16 protein-coding genes and 1 other RNA gene are annotated in these 16351 nt (G+C 52.8%); 8 read left to right on the top strand and 9 right to left on the bottom strand.

Annotated elements, in window-relative coordinates; all coding sequences use genetic code 11:
• Positions 1 to 19: 19 nt before the first annotated feature.
• Both rnpB and rsmI read right to left on the bottom strand, forming a co-directional pair.
• An RNA gene (rnpB, locus tag AAY72_RS09770) (RNase P RNA component class A) lies at positions 20 to 394 on the bottom strand.
• Positions 395 to 433: 39 nt separating this feature from the next.
• A complete protein-coding gene (rsmI, locus tag AAY72_RS09580; protein ID WP_008984719.1) occupies positions 434 to 1282 on the bottom strand; it encodes a 16S rRNA (cytidine(1402)-2'-O)-methyltransferase in 849 nt (282 codons plus the stop codon).
• A gap of 105 nt (positions 1283 to 1387) precedes the next feature.
• Here rsmI and AAY72_RS09575 point away from each other — a divergent pair, with 105 nt between their 5' ends.
• From AAY72_RS09575 to dolP, 4 genes are read left to right on the top strand one after another with little or no spacing between them, the layout of a single operon-like run.
• Positions 1388 to 3217 carry a penicillin-binding protein activator gene (locus AAY72_RS09575; RefSeq protein WP_231728943.1) on the top strand — a complete coding sequence of 610 codons (1830 nt, stop codon included), beginning with the start codon at positions 1388 to 1390 and terminating at the stop codon, positions 3215 to 3217.
• A 7-nt stretch (positions 3218 to 3224) separates the two neighbouring features.
• Positions 3225 to 3569 carry a YraN family protein gene (locus tag AAY72_RS09570; protein ID WP_057787122.1) on the top strand — a complete coding sequence of 115 codons (345 nt, stop codon included), beginning with the start codon at positions 3225 to 3227 and terminating at the stop codon, positions 3567 to 3569.
• An 11-nt stretch (positions 3570 to 3580) separates the two neighbouring features.
• Complete coding sequence (locus AAY72_RS09565) at positions 3581 to 4168, top strand: SIS domain-containing protein (RefSeq protein ID WP_008984722.1); 588 nt, start codon at positions 3581 to 3583, stop codon at positions 4166 to 4168.
• On the top strand, positions 4168 to 4731 hold the full coding sequence (gene dolP / locus AAY72_RS09560; protein WP_008984723.1) for a division/outer membrane stress-associated lipid-binding lipoprotein: 564 nt from the start codon (positions 4168 to 4170) through the stop codon (positions 4729 to 4731). The genes AAY72_RS09565 and dolP overlap by 1 nt, the downstream gene beginning before the upstream one ends.
• 45 nt (positions 4732 to 4776) lie before the next feature.
• Here dolP and AAY72_RS09555 read toward each other — a convergent pair whose 3' ends face one another.
• A complete protein-coding gene (locus AAY72_RS09555) occupies positions 4777 to 5454 on the bottom strand; it encodes a DUF599 domain-containing protein (protein WP_008984724.1) in 678 nt (225 codons plus the stop codon).
• A gap of 262 nt (positions 5455 to 5716) precedes the next feature.
• On the opposite strand from AAY72_RS09555, the gene recQ reads away from it, so the two are divergent.
• A complete protein-coding gene (gene recQ, locus AAY72_RS09550; protein ID WP_057787120.1) occupies positions 5717 to 7537 on the top strand; it encodes a DNA helicase RecQ in 1821 nt (606 codons plus the stop codon).
• On the opposite strand, the gene AAY72_RS09545 is transcribed toward recQ, so the two are convergent.
• Positions 7495 to 7815: a cytochrome c gene (locus tag AAY72_RS09545; RefSeq protein ID WP_008984726.1), complete on the bottom strand. Its 321-nt coding sequence runs from the start codon at positions 7813 to 7815 to the stop codon at positions 7495 to 7497. The genes recQ and AAY72_RS09545 overlap by 43 nt on opposite strands.
• Between AAY72_RS09545 and AAY72_RS09540 the strand changes: the two genes are divergently transcribed.
• Complete coding sequence (locus AAY72_RS09540; protein WP_057787118.1) at positions 7814 to 9079, top strand: 7TM diverse intracellular signaling domain-containing protein; 1266 nt, start codon at positions 7814 to 7816, stop codon at positions 9077 to 9079. The two genes, AAY72_RS09545 and AAY72_RS09540, sit on opposite strands and share 2 nt — an antisense overlap.
• Before the next feature lie 115 nt (positions 9080 to 9194).
• Positions 9195 to 9800 carry a YkgJ family cysteine cluster protein gene (locus AAY72_RS09535; RefSeq protein WP_057787116.1) on the top strand — a complete coding sequence of 202 codons (606 nt, stop codon included), beginning with the start codon at positions 9195 to 9197 and terminating at the stop codon, positions 9798 to 9800.
• Between the two features lie 47 nt (positions 9801 to 9847).
• On the opposite strand, the gene AAY72_RS09530 is transcribed toward AAY72_RS09535, so the two are convergent.
• Together AAY72_RS09530 and AAY72_RS09525 are read right to left on the bottom strand one after the other, a co-directional pair.
• Positions 9848 to 10867: a zinc-binding alcohol dehydrogenase family protein gene (locus AAY72_RS09530; protein WP_057787114.1), complete on the bottom strand. Its 1020-nt coding sequence runs from the start codon at positions 10865 to 10867 to the stop codon at positions 9848 to 9850.
• Positions 10864 to 11853 (bottom strand): DUF4862 family protein, encoded by a 990-nt coding sequence (locus tag AAY72_RS09525; RefSeq protein WP_057787112.1) that lies wholly within the window; start codon positions 11851 to 11853, stop codon positions 10864 to 10866. Before AAY72_RS09525 ends, AAY72_RS09530 begins: the two co-directional genes overlap by 4 nt.
• Before the next feature lie 163 nt (positions 11854 to 12016).
• Between AAY72_RS09525 and AAY72_RS09520 the strand changes: the two genes are divergently transcribed.
• Positions 12017 to 12679 carry a thiol:disulfide interchange protein DsbA/DsbL gene (locus tag AAY72_RS09520; protein WP_057787110.1) on the top strand — a complete coding sequence of 221 codons (663 nt, stop codon included), beginning with the start codon at positions 12017 to 12019 and terminating at the stop codon, positions 12677 to 12679.
• A gap of 29 nt (positions 12680 to 12708) precedes the next feature.
• On the opposite strand, the gene AAY72_RS09515 is transcribed toward AAY72_RS09520, so the two are convergent.
• Genes AAY72_RS09515 through waaA form a run of 3 tightly spaced genes read right to left on the bottom strand, consistent with a single transcriptional unit; the run spans position 12709 to position 16264 of the window.
• Entirely contained in the window at positions 12709 to 13017 is a 309-nt protein-coding gene (locus AAY72_RS09515) for a hypothetical protein (protein WP_057787108.1), read from the bottom strand.
• Positions 13018 to 13029: 12 nt separating this feature from the next.
• A complete protein-coding gene (locus tag AAY72_RS09510; protein ID WP_057787106.1) occupies positions 13030 to 14211 on the bottom strand; it encodes an NAD(P)/FAD-dependent oxidoreductase in 1182 nt (393 codons plus the stop codon).
• A 1-nt stretch (position 14212) separates the two neighbouring features.
• The gene (gene waaA, locus AAY72_RS09505) at positions 14213 to 16264 is read right to left on the bottom strand and encodes a lipid IV(A) 3-deoxy-D-manno-octulosonic acid transferase (protein WP_057787183.1); all 2052 of its coding nucleotides are present in this window, start codon (positions 16262 to 16264) and stop codon (positions 14213 to 14215) included.
• Between the last annotated feature and the right edge of the window lie 87 nt (positions 16265 to 16351).

Raw genomic sequence — 16351 nt, 5'->3', positions numbered from 1 at the left:
TGCGCGGGCTTTTTTTTAGATGTGGAGTCAGCCGGTAAGCCGGGTTCTGTGCTCTGTTGCCAGAGTGGCAATCATTCCTCTAGGACTTAGGTCACCCTAAGCCTCCAGCAATCTACCCGCCCCCAACGCGGGCCGCGCCATAGGGGGCCTATTTGATCTTGCTCCGGGTGGAGTTTACCGTGCCACGAACTGTTACCAGTCGCGCGGTGCGCTCTTACCGCACCCTTTCACCCTTACCTGATCCCAACTGTAAACAGCTGGGCCATCGGCGGTTTGCTCTCTGTTGCACTGGTCGTAGGCTCGCGCCTCCCAGGCGTTACCTGGCACCCTGCCCTGTGGAGCCCGGACTTTCCTCCCCTTGCTTGCGCAAGCAGCGATTGCCCTGGCCGACTCCGTGGCGGATTATACGCGAGAATCGCGTTAAGGGCTAACGCTAATCTGTTTGCCAACTTAGCGCCAGCTGATAGAGCGCGTTTTTCTTTTCATTATGAATTTGTGCCGCCAGCGCTGCCGCTTGCTTCAGTGGTAATTCGGCCAACAGAATTTTTAGCGTACGCTGCACTTCCTCACTGACCGCCTCGTCGGCTTTGGTTGGTGCCGGAGCAATCATCAACACCATTTCACCCTGACAACGCTGCGGGTCTTCTGTTAACCAGGTTGTAATGTCTGCGGCAGTACCACAGGCAAAATGTTCAAAGGTTTTGGTGAGTTCCTTTGCCAGCACCAGCTGCCGTTCTGGCCCAAACACCGCCACAACATCTTGCAGCGTATCCAGAATCCGCCGTGCGGTGTCATAACAAATAATAGTTCCCGCTGCTGCCGGTACTGCAGCCAATTGCGTTTGCCGTTGATTCGACTTTGGCGCCAGAAAGCCAATAAACTGGAATTTGTCGGTGGGTAGGCCGGCGGCACACAGCGCAGTAATCAGCGCACAGGGGCCTGGGATCGGAATGACCGGCACGCCGGCTTCCCGACACAGCCTGACCAGGCTGTAACCAGGGTCACTGATCAAGGGCGTACCGGCATCAGAAATTAATGCGACATCTTCGCCAGCCAGACATTTTTCAATAATACTGGCCGCGCGCTGCTTTTCATTATGGTCGTGTAACGCGAACAGACGATTACTGATCCCAAGGTGTTGTAATAACTTACCACTGTGCCGGGTATCTTCAGCTGCGATACAGCTAACTTGCTGTAAGGTACGGATGGCACGCTGGCTAATATCGTCCAGATTGCCAATAGGGGTAGCCACCACAAAGAGGGCGCCGCTTTGTTTAGTCATAAGTCGCTATTTATTTGAGCTTAACCGGTAGTGTCAGTAAGATAACACCATTAACAGCCTATGGTACTGTGCATTGTGAAAACCAGCAAATTTAAGCCTCTTTTTTTGTTAGCCTTAGCCGGCCTGCTCAGCAGTTGCTCGCAAACCCCTGCGCCAACCCAGGTCACACCGGTAACAGCCAGTGAAATTACGCCACCGCCGGCAAGCGCTGAGCCGGAAACCGTCAGCGCCCAGCTGTTATTTCAGCGCGCACGCCAGCTGCAGGGCTCGGCACGCGAACAACAGTTGTTAGCAGCTGCACAACAGGCGCTGGTTGAACAAGACAACAGTCTGGCTCTGGCTATTGCTGACACTCTGCAATTGAGTGATTCGGCGCAAATCCGCGCAGCTAACCATCTGGTGCTGTTACAAGCCTATTTGCAAAATAATGAGCTGGCGCTGGCAGAGCAACTGCTGCAACAAACCCCGCTGACGCAAATTCCCCTGGCTGATCGCCCCGCGTTTTTATGGGCCAGCGCTGCACTGCAGCAACGACAACAACGCGGCTATGCTGCCGCACGGGCACTGTTGCAGCTGGATGAACTGCTTGCCAACCAGCGTCAGGTGGTTGCCAGTTATCCGGAATTACCCGACCATCTTTGGCAGCAACTCAGCGTATTGGATAATACCGAGCTGGCTAACCTGAAAGTCGGTACCGGACAACGGACACTGGGTTGGCTTAACTTGTTAGAGCTGGTGCGGGCGAATCTGGGCCAACCGGCGCAACTGGAACAAGCCCTCGCCGACTGGCGGCAACGTTACCCAACCTTACCGGCATTAGCGGACTTACCCGCCAGCTTGCAACAACAGCTGGCGTTACAGCCATACCAACCGCGCAAGATCGCGGTATTACTGCCATTGAGCGGGCAGTTCCGGCAACACGCCAGAGCGATACAATATGGTTTATTGGCTGCCGCTGCCGCCGATCAAACCTCAGGCCGGCAACTGATTTTTCTCGACAGTCAGCAGCCAGTACCACAGTTGCAACAACAGCTGGCCAGCCAGCAGGCCGACTTTGTTATCGGGCCCTTGTTACGGGAACAAGTGGAAGCGATCAGCCAGTTAACTGATTGGTCCTACCCGACCTTGTTTTTAAATAGCCGCGATACCAACCGGGCTGCACAGCCAGATCGCTTTTACTTCGCGTTAAATATGGAAGATGAAGCGACACAAATGGCACAGCTCTTTGCCCGCAAAAATTATCAAAGGCCAGTGGTCATCAGTGCCCGCAACGTAATTAGCCAACGCATGACGCAGCAATTTAGCCGGCAGTGGCAGCAATTGGGCTTTGAGGCACCGGAGAGCTATCAGTTTGACGCGCGGGATGAATTAGAAGCTTTGGTCACCCGGTTATTGGAAACCGATAACAGCCGGGAGCGCATCCGCCTGATTTCAGGTCTGATCCCCGGTAAGGTGGAGACGGAACCGCACAGCCGTAAAGATATTGACGCAATTTATCTGATTGCGGATCCAATTCAAACCCGGATGTTTAAGCCCTTTATCGATGTCTCTGTCAGCCAACACGGCCCACGCTTACCGGTTTATGCCAGCTCACGCAGTTTTAGTGTGGGTGGCGATGCCAATGATCTGCGCGATTTAAATGGCCTGACCTTTACGGAAACGCCATGGTTATTGGGCGAGCAACATATTCAGGCGGTGCGTGAGCAATATTTACAGCTGTTCCCGGATCAGGACGAAACCTTACAACGACTATTTGCGATGGGCTACGATGCGTTTCAACTTATCGGCAGTTTAAAGCAACAACGCCAGCTGCCGTCACTAAGCTATCCGGGCTTTACCGGCCGCTTAACCGTCAGTGCCCAGGGCGATATTCAACGCCAGCTCAGTTGGGCCAGTTATCAGACTAACCGGCTGGTTTCGGTGCAGGAACCTTAATACCGCGATGAATACCCAGGGCGAGCTTTATGAGCAACTGGCCGCAGACTATCTCGCGGCCCAGGGGCTGCAGTTGGTCAGCCGTAACTTTCAGTGTAAAGCCGGCGAAATTGATTTAATTATGCGTCAGGGTCAGTATTGGGTATTTGTTGAGGTAAAATATCGGGCCAGTAACGCTTATGGCGGCGCTCTGGCCGCGGTTACCCGTAGTAAACAGCTTAAAGTGATTAGGGCGGTGCAACTTTACCGCCAGCTGCACCGGCTTGGCGACCAACCATGTCGTATTGATGTACTGGCAGTTGAGGGCCGTGGCCCCTACCAGTACAACTGGCTAACCAACGCCTTCAGTTAACAGGACTCAGGATGCAGGAACATATCAGACATCTGTTTAGCGAAAATATTCAAACCATGATCGCCACCAGCGAAGCGTTGGCCGGTCCGATCGAAAGCAGCGCCCTGTTGATTGTTGAGGCGCTGATTAACGGTGGTAAAGTCATCTGCTGTGGTGAGGGTGCTACTGCTAGTCTGGCTGGACATTTTGCCCAATTGCTGCTGGACCAGTTTGAAACCGAGCGGCCCTGTTTACCCGCTTTTGCGCTGCAGGCCGATGCCTCCAGCCTGCAACCCGCTAATCAGCCCAATTATGATTATCTGGCCCGCCAGGTTCGGGCGCTGGGACAACCTGCAGATATTCTGTTAGTGATTTCACTAAATGGTGCAGAACAGAGTTTACTGCGCGCTACGGAAGCGGCACTGACTAACGATATGAAAGTGATAGCGCTGACCGTTGACAACAGTAGCGAATTATCCGGCTTGTTAAATCAGCAGGATGTCGAACTCAAGGTGCCAGCACACCGGCCAGCCCGGGTAGTAGAGTGCTATACCTTTTTACTACATTGTTTATGTGAGTTAATTGATATGACGCTGTTTCCGCAGCAAGGAGAGTTTTAATGAGTAAACTGATTCCCGTTCTCGCCGCCCTGATGTTGCTGCAAGGCTGTGCGGCAGCAGTGGTTGCCGGTGGTGCGACAGCGGTGACTGCCGCCAATGACCGTCGCACCCTTGGCTCGCAAATTGACGACAATGGTATCGTAATCAAAGCCAGACGCGCGCTGAGCCAGGACGGCTTAACCGCCAAGGGCAGCAATATTAACGTCACCAGCTATAACGGTGTGGTGCTGCTAACCGGGCAAACCGCCAGCGAGCAGGTCAAAGATCAAGCACAGCGGCTGGTACAGGATATTCCAAGCGTCAAACAAGTACATAACCAGATTCGGCTCGGTAATAATACCTCGCTGACCACCCGCACCCGCGACAGCTGGATCAGTACCAAGGTAAAAAGCCAGCTGCTTGCTGATGAACAAGTCAGCGGCTTAAACATTAGAGTGATCACCGAAAACCAGGAAGTGTTTTTAATGGGCCTGGTTGGCGGCCCCGAGGCAGATAAAGCCGTCGATATCGCCCGTAATGTGGAAGGCGTAGTGCGCGTGATTAAGGCGTTTGAACAGCCTTAAGTCCGGGCGTTGGCTTTGTACTGATAACCGGCTGATTACCGGTTATCAGCATTCCTGTAAGGCTTTCAAAATTTTAGAGTGAAATTCCCGCTGTTTCAGGATCAGCACTACCAGCACCGTCACCACCATAAAGATCCAGGCATCAATAAACCAGGTCAAAGCGGCCAGCGAAAAGTATATAGCTCTTAAGCCATAGTTAAACGAGTGACCGGCCTGATCAATGACTTTAGCCGTGCGGTTAGCGTACAACAGTTGTTCTTCGTCAGTCAGGGCTTTACCGTCCGGCGCAGCGCCGATTAACACACCGCCAAAGCCATACTGGCGTAACGACCAGGTAAACTGAAAAAAACCAAACACATAAATAAAGGCTAACAGCAGAATTTTTACCTGAATTTGCGTTTCCGACTGCACACTCCACGGGATCAAGCCGCTGAGTACATGACTTAGCCGCTCACTGGAAGTTAATACCGTCAACAAACCGGCCAGAATCAGCAAACAGCTTGAGGCGAAAAACGACACATTGCGTTCCAGTGTGGAAATCAAGCCGACGTCGGCCATTTTATTATCGCGGCGCAGCATCTGTTGCATCCAGTGATTGCGTTTACGGCGCATTTCAAAGGATAAACAACTCACTACCTTAGCCTTGCGCTTGGCATACAGCGTATAACCACTCCATACCAGACTAAACCAGCCCAAGGCCAGAATATCGACCCAACTTAACATAAGCGCCCCCACTGCTGCTATTGGACTCTAGTGTACACCTAAACGCAAAGGTTAGACATAACATACAGTTAAGACGAGCCTCGTGCCAAGCACGATCGGTACGCCTTAATCTTTATGTCCTTATTCCGGAGTCATAATTCCCTCACTGCTAAGCCAATTGCTTGCAGCGTTATGGCTTAATCGTCTCCAGCAAAGTAAGCGGGACTATAAACCGTCGGCTTTTCTGCATACAATAGCGGTTTTGCAAACAGGTGGAGTCCGGGTGCCCGAGCAACTGCTTACAGCGTTAAAACAGATCTTCGGTTACAGCAGTTGGCGAGATGGTCAGGCTGAAATCATTGCTGCGGCTCTGGCCGGACGGGACTGTTTTGTGTTGCTACCGACTGGCGGCGGCAAGTCACTCTGTTATCAGTTACCCGCGCTGCAATTACCCAAAGTCACTGTCGTGGTTTCCCCATTGATGTCACTGATGAAAGATCAGGTCGACACCTTGCAGGCCAATGGTATCGCAGCGGCCTATGTTAACAGCAGCCTGAGCCGCGAAGCGGTGCTGGAGGTACTGAATCAGCTGCGTTATGACGAGTTAAAGTTACTGTATGTCGCGCCAGAGCGCTTGTTACAGCCGCAGTTTATTGAGCGCTTGCAGGAAGTCGGCGTTAGCCTGTTCGCCATTGATGAAGCCCATTGTGTCTCTCAGTGGGGCCATGATTTCCGGCCAGACTATATGGCACTGGCGCAGCTGCGGCAACATTTCCCCGGCGTACCGGTAATGGCGTTAACCGCTACGGCCGATCCGGCGACCCAGCAGGATATCGTGCAGCAGCTGGCGTTACAGCAACCCTTTATCCATCGCGGCAGCTTTGACCGCCCGAATATCCGCTATACGGTACAGGAAAAATTCCGGCCGCTGGAGCAGTTGCTGGCGTACCTGAAGCAACAAGAAAACCATAGCGGCATCATTTACTGTAGCTCGCGGCGTAAAGTCGATGAGTTGACGGCCCAGCTACAGGAAAAAGGCTTTAAAGCCGCCGCTTATCACGCTGGGCATGATGCCGCGCATCGGCAGCAGGTACAGGATGCCTTTAAACGTGATGACCTGGCGCTGATTGTTGCCACTGTCGCTTTTGGTATGGGGGTTGATAAACCTAATATCCGCTTTGTCGTGCATTTTGAATTGCCACGCACCATCGAGGCGTATTATCAGGAAACCGGCCGCGCCGGTCGCGACGGCGTTACGGCAGAAGCTTTGCTGTTATTCGATCCGGCCGACATTGGCCGGATGAAACGTTGGTTGCAAACCGAAGAGAACAATCAGAGGGCTGAAGTGACCTGGCAGCGCTTTTTATCGATGGCTGCTTTCGCTGAAGCTCAGACGTGCCGGCGTTTAGTGTTACTGAACTATTTTGGTGAAGCCCGGCAACAGCCGTGTGGTAATTGTGATATTTGCCTGAATCCGCCACAACGCTTTGATGGCACTGAACTGGCGCAAAAGGCACTGTCTTGTGTGTACCGGGTTAATCAAAACTTTGGTTTGCATCATGTGATTGAAGTATTGCGCGGCAGCCAGAGCCAAAAGGTACTGGATTTAGGCCACGATAAACTTTCCACCTGGGGTCTGGGCAAGGAGCTGAGTCACGATTATTGGTTAAGTATCTTCCGGCAATTGATTCACCATGGCTTATTGCAACAGGATATCAGTCATCACTCGGTATTACGCTTGCTGCCGGTGGCACGGCCTATCTTGCGCGGTGAACAACGGCTACAACTGGCGGTACCGCGCTTACAAAGCGCACCCAAAATGGCCAGCAGCAAACTGGCTGTGCAACACTATGATCGGGTGTTATTTGCCCGGTTACGGGCGCTACGCAAAGCCATCGCCGAGCGGGATGATGTGCCACCCTTTGTGGTATTCAGTGATGCCACCCTGATTGATATGTGCCAGAAACTGCCAACAGATCAACCAACCATGCTCAGTGTCAGCGGTGTCGGACAGACGAAACTCAGCCGCTATGGCGATGATTTTATGACAGAAATTTGCCGTTATTTAGATGAAGATGTCCCTGCTGGGGGTAAACTGGCATAAAAGGCCGCGATATCAGCAATATCTTGTTCAGATAATCCTGCCGCCATCGGTGACATTACCGCATGACGGCGCTCACCGTCGCGATAGGCTTTAATCGCTAACTGCAGGTATTTCACTTTTTGACCGGCCAGATTTGGGTATTCGGCGATAACCGCTATACCATCCGCGCCATGGCAGGCAACACAGACGGCGGCTTTCTGCCGGCCACGCTCCGCATCAGTAGCCGAAACCAATCCTGATAACGCAAGCAGCAAGGCTGCAACAACAAACTTGTACATGACGATCCCTCTGTTCTATTATCATGCTTCTATTTATCCGCTAAAGCGGGTGTCGCATCAAGCCATCTGCACGTCTAAACTGGAGAATCTTAATTTGTTGTCGCTGCGAGCAGTTTGGCTGTATCTGGCACTGTTATGCCTTCCCTGTTTGGCTCAGGAGCAACCGGCACCGCAAGCTGAACAATTATTACAACAGGCATTACTGCTTGGTAATCTGCAATATCAGATCACACCGGCAAGCACGACCGCCGAACAATTGGTACGCGATCCGGCACAGTTTCATAGCTTCCGGCCACTGAGCGGACGGCAAGCCACCTTACGTCTCAATGAGCAACAAGTACTATGGCTATTGATTAAGGTCAGCAATCCTTATCCGGAAAGCTGGCAAGCCATGCTGTATTACCCGTTTTTGCCGGCTGACCGCATTAGCTTTTATCAACTGCAGCCTGAAATTCCCAGTGTCAAACTGCTGGGCAAAAGTGGCAGCCTACTGCCCTACAGTGAAAGGGCGTTGCCGTTACGCGGCTACAGCCAGCCGATCCAGTTCAAAGCTAACGAACAGCACAGCTATTTGCTACAGATCCAGGACGCCGCTCTGCTCGGTACCCAGGTAAAACTGGGGACCTTGCCCATCCTGATGGCCGAAGAGCAGCAGCAATTAGTTGGTGAGGCGCTGCTCACTGGCGCCTTACTGCTGCTGGTTGTATTTACCCTCGCCATTGCCAGAGCGCATCGTAACCCGGCCTACATCAGCCTGGCATTATTCTACCTGTGTTTTGCCCTGGTACTTAGTGTGCTAAACGGCTTAGGGTTCAGCTTGTTATGGCCAACCTATCCGGAGTTAAACCCGGTGTTGCTTTATATCAGTGTCGGGCTGTGTTTATTGGCCTTGACCCATTACTGTCGTCTGACTTTACTGCGCCAGTCTGGCAGCTGGGCCAGGTTGCTTAATGCGCTGGCCACCGCCAGCGCCTTGTTACTGCTGTTTAGCCCGCTGTATGCCGATGGCGAATTGAAACTCAAATTACTGTTTAGCTGTGTTAGCCTGACCTTAAGTTTATGCATTATTCAAGCTTTACTGGTTAGCCTGACCACTAACCTGGCCGGCGCACCGCGTTATGCGCTGCTAAGCACCCTGGCAACGCTCTGCTTGCTACTGGTACAAGCCAGGCATTTAGCCGGTTTTACCGACTGGCTTAATCCTGGCTTACTGCTGTTAGTCGCCATTACCGCCCTGGCATTGCCGCAACCCCGCCCGAACTGACTATATTTTCGCCCCCCTCTTGCGCAGGTAATAAAGCGCCATTTAAAATGGCGCAGCGGCAATTCCGCCGTTTCTATTTGACTATTCATTTACAGTTATTTCGTTCGGAGTCTGTATGCAACGACTGCGTGAATTATCGCGTCGTGTTGAGGCTGTGTATGGCGAAATGGCGGACACCTTTTCCAGTTATCAGCAAGCTAGCGGCCTAACCTGCCGCAGTGGTTGTGGTGAGTGTTGTACTCAAACCACCATTGAAGCGACCGTGCTGGAAATGTTGCCGCTGGCATTACACCTGTTTGATCAGGGTAAGGCAGAGCAGACACTGACACAACTCGAAGAGTTACCAGAGGTTTCTGGCTGCTTTTTTTATCAACGGCTGTCTTTTGATGGCAAGCAAGGGCATTGCACTGTCTATCAGCAGCGGCCAAGCATTTGTCGGGTATTTGGCGCTGCCGGCTACCGTGACAAACAAAAACAAACGTCACTATCGGTGTGTAAAACCATTAAAAGCGATAAAGCCGAGCGTTACCAGCAGCACCTGATTATGCTGACGGAACAGCCACCGCCGCTAATGATGCATGCTAAAGAGCAGGTTAGCCAGCTGGATTATGATTTAGGGAATAAACATTACCCAATCAATGTGGCGATGCAACTGGCGCTGGAAAAGGTACTATTTAAAGCTTACTACAGTAGCTTTGATAACGATCAGCAAATTGCCTGAGACTGACATTATGCTGGCTGCGATATGAACCGCAGCCAGCGATGCCGCTAGAACCCGCTTAATACGATTTTACCTACCGCCTTACCCGATTCGAGTAACGCATGAGCTTGTTTTAAATTGCTGGCATTAATGGTGCCATAGCTCTGCTTCAGCGTCGTTTTAATTTGGCCTTGCTCAATCAGCCGGCTTAAATCGTTGAGAATTTGTTGCTGCACCACCATATCCGCCGTACTAAACAGCGAGCGGGTAAACATAAACTCCCAATGCACTGAAATACTCTTTTGTTTCAGCGGCATAATATCGATGCCATTTGCCGGATCGTCGATCAGTGCCAATTTGCCTTGCGGCGCTAACAGCTGCACCAGTTCCGCATAATGCAGATCGGTTTGCGTCAGGCTGGCAACATGACTCACCGCAGCAATACCCAGTTGCTGTAATTGCGGGATCAATGGCTGGCTGTGATCTACTACATAATGCGCGCCCAATTCTTTCACCCATTGCTGGGTTTCCGGCCGCGAAGCGGTAGCAACCACAGTCACCGTGGTCAGCTGTCGAGCCAGTTGCACCAGAATCGAACCCACACCGCCGGCCGCGCCGGTAACCAGTAATACCGGCTTAGGGTGCTTTAAGCTGGGCGTGGCTAATTCCAGACGATCAAACAATAACTCCCAGGCCGTCAACGCTGTTAACGGCAGGGCGGCGGCCTGCTCAAAATTCAGGTTGGCCGGCATTTTACCGACAATCCGCTCATCGACTAACTGATACTCGGCATTCGAGCCCTGGCGCTGCAAAGCACCGGCATAGTAAACCCGATCGCCGACCTGAAAATTGCTAACCTCCGGCCCGACCGCGACCACTTCACCTGACGCGTCCCAACCCAGCACCTTATATTCACCCACTGGTGGCGCCGCCCGTTTCCGGACCTTGGTATCGACCGGATTCACAGAAATCGCTGCGACCTTTACCAGCAAATCGCGTCCGGTAGCAACCGGTTGCGGCAGTTCTATGTCTAACAAAGCAGCTGGTTCAGTAATAGCTAGCGATTGTTGATACCCTACAGCTTTCATGCTTGCTCCCCTTGTTCAGTTATCGCGGTATGTTGTTGCTGCAAAATGTTTAGCTGCGCCTGTAATAATGCCAGGCGCTCGGCCAGATTAGCAGTATGTGGTCGTACGCCTATTTTCAACCCCAATACGGTCAATGCCTGCAGTGGCGCGGCTGCCGCCAGGGCAGCGGCTACTTGCTGCTCCGTTAACCAGGACACTGGCGAGCCCAGCTCTGGCTGCAAGGCGTTGCGGATCGGCTGATGACTATCACGCCAGGCGCCATACTCACTCTCTGCATCGGATACGCCGGAAAACATTAATCCGGCCAATAAACCAGCTGTTTTTGCGGCTTGCAGATGTTGCACAGCAGTGGCGGGATCCCGGCCTTCAAAGACCGAACGTCCCCAGTTAATTACCACACCCAGGTTCGCCGCGCCTTGCTGTTTTAATTGGCTAAGTACCACCAGTTCATCCTGCAGGCTAAGAAAGCCTTTCGACGGTACTTGCGGTGGTAAGTACGCATCACAATGCTCAACCACTAGGCGAGCACCTTGCCAATCCCAGCTAAGTAGCTCTTGTAGCGATGCGGCGAAACACTCGGCGTTACCAGCCACTTTGTTACGGGCCGGGGCGCTGTGCAGCATAATGGCGGTGACTGCCCGACGGCCAAGGTGTTGATTAAGTTTATGCACAGCTTGCTGCGCTGAGCGCATAAATTGCAGCGCTGCCTGGCGGCCGGCTTCGTCGGTTGAGGCCAAGCCAAAACCAGGCTGCTGCGCTAATGCATTCATTACCCCGGGAATGGTAGTAAAAACATAGTCCCAATGTGGCGCTAACTGTTGTAAGAACCAATTGTCATCGTATTGATGCAGCTGCCCCAGAAACGGATGCTCTAAACCTTTAACACTAGCCAGCGAGGCCAGACTACGGTAATACGCAGCTTCAAGATCCGGGTCCCAGCCAGTGGTATTCGGAGAGGCGGCATAAGCGCCGAGAAAATATTGCATGCTCTATCCATTTGTCGCTGATAATCAGCCTATCATAACCTGATTTTACCGAGTGTGCTGTGTACTGCGTCGCGCGCCATCTGCCACAGCATTGTCACGGCCGGCTAAAGTTACTACACTGCGACAGCTCATCCACCCTGCTGCTTAGATTTTAAGGATTATTATGAAGTTTGTTGCTCTGTTATGCCTTAGCCTGTTACTCAGCGCCTGCTCGCCACAGCAAAATACCCCAGAGCCTGAAGTGGCTGTCAGCACTGTGCCAAGTCGTGTCTTTACTGCAGGTAAACACTATCAAGTCATGAGCGCCCCGTTAACGGATCCGGCTGCGCAGCAAGGCTTAACCGAATATTTCTGGCTCGGTTGTCCGCATTGTCAGAATTTTGAACCACTGTTAAAAGCCTATCTGGCTGAGCGGCCACAAGTCTCGCTGCTACGCCGCCATCCTGCTTTAGGCGAGCGCTGGGCTTTTGATGCCAGCGTGTTCTACGCCCTGCAACTGGCCGGTCAAAGTGCGCATTTTGATGACTTGTTTGCGCTGTATCGTCAACAGCGCACCGAGAAAAATGCGCTGCCCGATCTGGCGGCTATCAATAGCTTTTTGGCAAAGCATCAGCTGGATGCCGGCCAATTCAGCGAACTGGCTAACTCAGAGCAGGCCAGAGCCATGATGGAACAAGCTAACCGCGAAATGCTGGATAACCGTATTCAGGGTGTGCCGGCGATTGTGGTAAAGGGTAAGTATCTGGTCGGTACTGAGTTACCGGATGATATTCAGTCAAACGAAGATTATTTTCAGTTACTGGATTATCTGCTGCAAAAAGACTAACGCAGCGCGCCGGAGCATAACAGGCCGGATTAATCCTCCGGCCCGCTTAGTGTAAACACCAGATGTTTACGCAAATCTTTTAGCACATAACCCTTTTTTAGCATTAACGCACTCAGCCGCTTTTGCCACAGCAATAACTGTGGCTGCGCTGCCTCTAACTGTGCCTGCTCGGCAAATTGCAGCCGCACCAGCAACGAACCCGGAAAGGCTTCATATTCCATACTAAACCAGGCCTGCACGACACCGGCTAATTCCGCCTGCGCCTGCTGCTCCAGACTGGTCACCGCCGCCATTACTGCGGCCTGTTGTTTAAGTTGTACTTTAGAAAGTTTTTTCATCTTGCTTCTTATTCAACAATACTGCCCGGCGACCCAGCCGGAGCTCCAGGCCCATTGGAAATTGTAGCCACCGAGCCAACCGGTAACATCGACTACCTCGCCGATAAAATACAGACCCGGCTGTTTTTTGGTCTCCATGGTTTTGGACGATAGCTCATCGGTATCGACACCACCTAGGGTCACTTCAGCTGTGCGGTAGCCCTCAGTGCCGTTCGGTTTAAAAATATAGTGCTGCAGGCTGTCGACCAGCCGCTCAATACTTTTTGGATTTAGCGCTTTTAGCGGCTGATTTTGAAACAGCTTCAGCTCTAATAATTTCTCCACCAACCGCTTGGGTAGCACCCGTGCCAATGCGGTTTTTAGCTCCTGCGCCGGATGCTGTTGCTGCAACTCGGTGAGCAGCGCGGTTAAGTCTTGGCCTGCCAGCAGGTTAATCGTCAGCGCATCGCCAGGTTGCCAATAGTTGGAGATTTGCAAAATTGCCGGGCCGCTTAAGCCGCGATGGGTAAACAGCATATCTTCCGGAAACAGCACCTCATTGGCCTCGGCGGTCACCGGCAGCGATACGCCGCTGATTTCTTCAAACACGGCTTTATCGGCCGGTTGCCAGGTTAGCGGGACCAAGCCGGCGCGCAGTGGCAGCACCTTTAAGCCAAATTGCTCAGCCAGTTGGTAACCAAAGGCGGTAGCACCGAGATTGGGCAGGCTTAGGCCGCCGCTGGCAATCACCAGGCTTTGGCACTGCCGGCTGAGCTGTGGCGTAACAACCTGATACTGACCATCCTGATAGCTAACCGTCGTGATCTCCTGCTGTAGTGCAATCTGCACCCCGGCTTTATCACACTCCTGTTGCAGCATCTCAACGATATCTTTGGCGCTGTCATCACAAAACAGCTGGCCCAGCGTTTTCTCGTGGTAGGCAATGCCATATTGCTGCACCAGCGCAATAAAATCCCACTGGGTGTAGCGACTGAGTGCCGATTTACAGAAATGGCGGTTTTGCGATAAATAATTTGCCGGGCTGGCATAGATATTGGTGAAATTACAACGGCCGCCGCCCGACATCAGAATTTTGCGGCCGATACGTTTGCCATTATCCAGTACCAGGGTTTTACGGCCACGCTTCGCCGCTTCAATGGCGCAAAATAAGCCGGCCGCACCCGCGCCGACCACAATCACATCCCACTGCTGCATTTTAGTTGCGCTCCGCTACGGCGCTAAGCGACTGCTGATAGCCGGCTAGCTGATAACCGGCTAACAGCGCTGCCCAGTCCGTATCCTGCCAGTGGAACACGGCGAGTTTACCGCGCTCTTTATTGAAGGAGCGCAGCAGACGCGCTAAATTCTGCTCTGTCCACGGTCCCGGCTCACGGCGCTCGCATTTATCAAAATCAATCAGCCAGACCTTACCAGCGCTATCCAGCATAATATTGCGACAATTCAGATCCGAATGATAAACCCCCAGCCGGTGCATCTGTGCGATCGCCTGGCCCACGGCCTGCCATTCCTCAGCAGTCATGGCCCTTTGCTGCAAAATCGCCGCCAGATCTTTACTGTCGGGAATAAGCTCAATCAGTAAGTCAGCGCGATAAATTAAACCACTACGCTGATACCTTGCGGCTACCGGTCTTGGCACCGCCAGGCCCTGCGCACGCATCCAGCTTAATAACTGGTATTCCTGCATCGCCCGGCTTTGTGCCACCGGCTGCAGCCAGAATTGATCATGCAGCAGCTTACCGACCAGACCACCACGGTAATAATGCCGCAGCACCAGTTTATGCCCGCCATGTTGGACAAAATAGGCGGTATTGCGGCCGCTGGAGCTGCCAATCACCGCTTGCTGCTGTTGCCACCAGGCACTTTGAAACTGCTCAGCGGCGATCTCAGTAAAAAACGCCGGGTCGTACCAATAGCTGGCGTTACCGGCTTGCTTAGTCTGATAGGCTGACGTGTTTGCTAAAGGCTGGCTTGGCATAAGGGTTCCTGCAACAAGAAGGTTGATAGCATCCAGGGTACGCGCCGTGGCGCCCTGCTGCCGGGAAAAAAACTGTTGGGCACGTTGCCCGAGCTGTTGGCGTAAGGTGATATCGCTAAGCAGCTGACAACAGCTGGCAAACAGCTGTTCACTATCGGCCACCAGCACCACGGCCTGCTGTTGCTGCAGCTGCCGGTACGCCTCATTAAAATTAAAAATATGCGGCCCGCTTTGCACGGCTTTGCCAAAGCAAATGGCTTCCAGCGGATTATGGCCGCCGCGCTCGATTAAACTACCACCGATAAACACCAGATCGGCCAGCTGATACCAGGCCAGCAGCTCGCCCATCGAATCGCCGACCGCAATCTCGGTATCTGCCCCGGGTAACTGCCCGCTACTGCGGCGCCAGACGTGACACCCCTGGGCTTGCGCCAGCTGTGCGACCTTGTCAAAACGCTCCGGATGGCGTGGTACCAATAACAGTAATAACGCAGGGAAGCACTGTTTTAAGCGTGGATAAAGCGCCAGTAACTGCTCATCCTCACCGGCATGGGTACTGGCAGCGACCCATACCAGCCGCGTTGTTAATAGCGGCGCAAATTCCGTTACCAGCTGCGCGGTTTGCGCTGGGATCGCCAGTTCAAACTTTAGATTACCCGTTACTTGCAGGGTATTGCCAAAACCCAGCGCCCGAAAGCGGCGGGCACTGGCGCGATCCTGAGTTAATAACAGGCTGATATTATTCAGTAACGGCCGGGTTAAGGCACTAAAACGACGATACCCCTTAGCTGAGCGGGCCGATAAACGGGCATTAACGACCACCACCGGAATGTGTCGTTTCCGGCAGGCGGCGAGTAAATTAGGCCACAGCTCAGTTTCCACGATCACCAGCAGCTTTGGCTGAAGCGCGTCTAGAAAGCGCCGAACACTGCCAGGATAATCCAGTGGTAAATAGCAGTGCTGCACAGTGTTGCCAAAGCGGCTACTGATGGTCGCTGAGCCGGTCGGCGTGGTACCGGTCACCGTCAGCGGCAAGCCCGGATATTGCTGTTGCAGCTGCTTAATTAATGGGGTGGCAGCAATGGTTTCGCCGACAGAGACTGCATGCACGACGATACCGCCTGGTTGCAGCCCACATTTTTTTAAACCCAAGCTAAAACGCTCAAGCAGACGCTGCCGGTACGCCGGGTCCTTGCGCGAGCGCCATAGAAAATACAGCAGCAGCAACGGCAGCAATAAATACAGCAATGCAGAATACAGATGCCTGAGCAACAGCCTATCCCTTTTATCGAACCGGCCAGCAAGCCGGGCTTTAGCGAAAATGGCAATTAGTATAACATGGGCAGCCAAAGTTCGCGC

It is taken from the genome of Alishewanella sp. WH16-1 (genome assembly GCF_001441695.1).
Taxonomy (GTDB): domain Bacteria; phylum Pseudomonadota; class Gammaproteobacteria; order Enterobacterales; family Alteromonadaceae; genus Alishewanella; species Alishewanella agri.
The sequence above is the reverse complement of the archived record's forward strand: the minus strand, read 5'-3'. Positions and strand labels throughout refer to the sequence as shown.

Excerpts from the sequence above, each read along its gene's own strand:
- rsmI (WP_008984719.1), bottom strand. The coding sequence starts at position 1,282 with ATGACTAAACAAAGCGGCGCCCTCTTTGTGGTGGCTACCCCTATTGGC.
- AAY72_RS09570 (WP_057787122.1), top strand. The coding sequence starts at position 3,225 with ATGAATACCCAGGGCGAGCTTTATGAGCAACTGGCCGCAGACTATCTC.
- AAY72_RS09565 (WP_008984722.1), top strand. The coding sequence starts at position 3,581 with ATGCAGGAACATATCAGACATCTGTTTAGCGAAAATATTCAAACCATG.
- dolP (WP_008984723.1), top strand. The coding sequence starts at position 4,168 with ATGAGTAAACTGATTCCCGTTCTCGCCGCCCTGATGTTGCTGCAAGGC.
- AAY72_RS09555 (WP_008984724.1), bottom strand. The coding sequence starts at position 5,454 with ATGTTAAGTTGGGTCGATATTCTGGCCTTGGGCTGGTTTAGTCTGGTA.
- AAY72_RS09540 (WP_057787118.1), top strand. The coding sequence starts at position 7,814 with ATGACGATCCCTCTGTTCTATTATCATGCTTCTATTTATCCGCTAAAG.
- AAY72_RS09545 (WP_008984726.1), bottom strand. The coding sequence starts at position 7,815 with ATGTACAAGTTTGTTGTTGCAGCCTTGCTGCTTGCGTTATCAGGATTG.
- AAY72_RS09535 (WP_057787116.1), top strand. The coding sequence starts at position 9,195 with ATGCAACGACTGCGTGAATTATCGCGTCGTGTTGAGGCTGTGTATGGC.
- AAY72_RS09530 (WP_057787114.1), bottom strand. The coding sequence starts at position 10,867 with ATGAAAGCTGTAGGGTATCAACAATCGCTAGCTATTACTGAACCAGCT.
- AAY72_RS09525 (WP_057787112.1), bottom strand. The coding sequence starts at position 11,853 with ATGCAATATTTTCTCGGCGCTTATGCCGCCTCTCCGAATACCACTGGC.
- AAY72_RS09520 (WP_057787110.1), top strand. The coding sequence starts at position 12,017 with ATGAAGTTTGTTGCTCTGTTATGCCTTAGCCTGTTACTCAGCGCCTGC.
- AAY72_RS09515 (WP_057787108.1), bottom strand. The coding sequence starts at position 13,017 with ATGAAAAAACTTTCTAAAGTACAACTTAAACAACAGGCCGCAGTAATG.
- AAY72_RS09510 (WP_057787106.1), bottom strand. The coding sequence starts at position 14,211 with ATGCAGCAGTGGGATGTGATTGTGGTCGGCGCGGGTGCGGCCGGCTTA.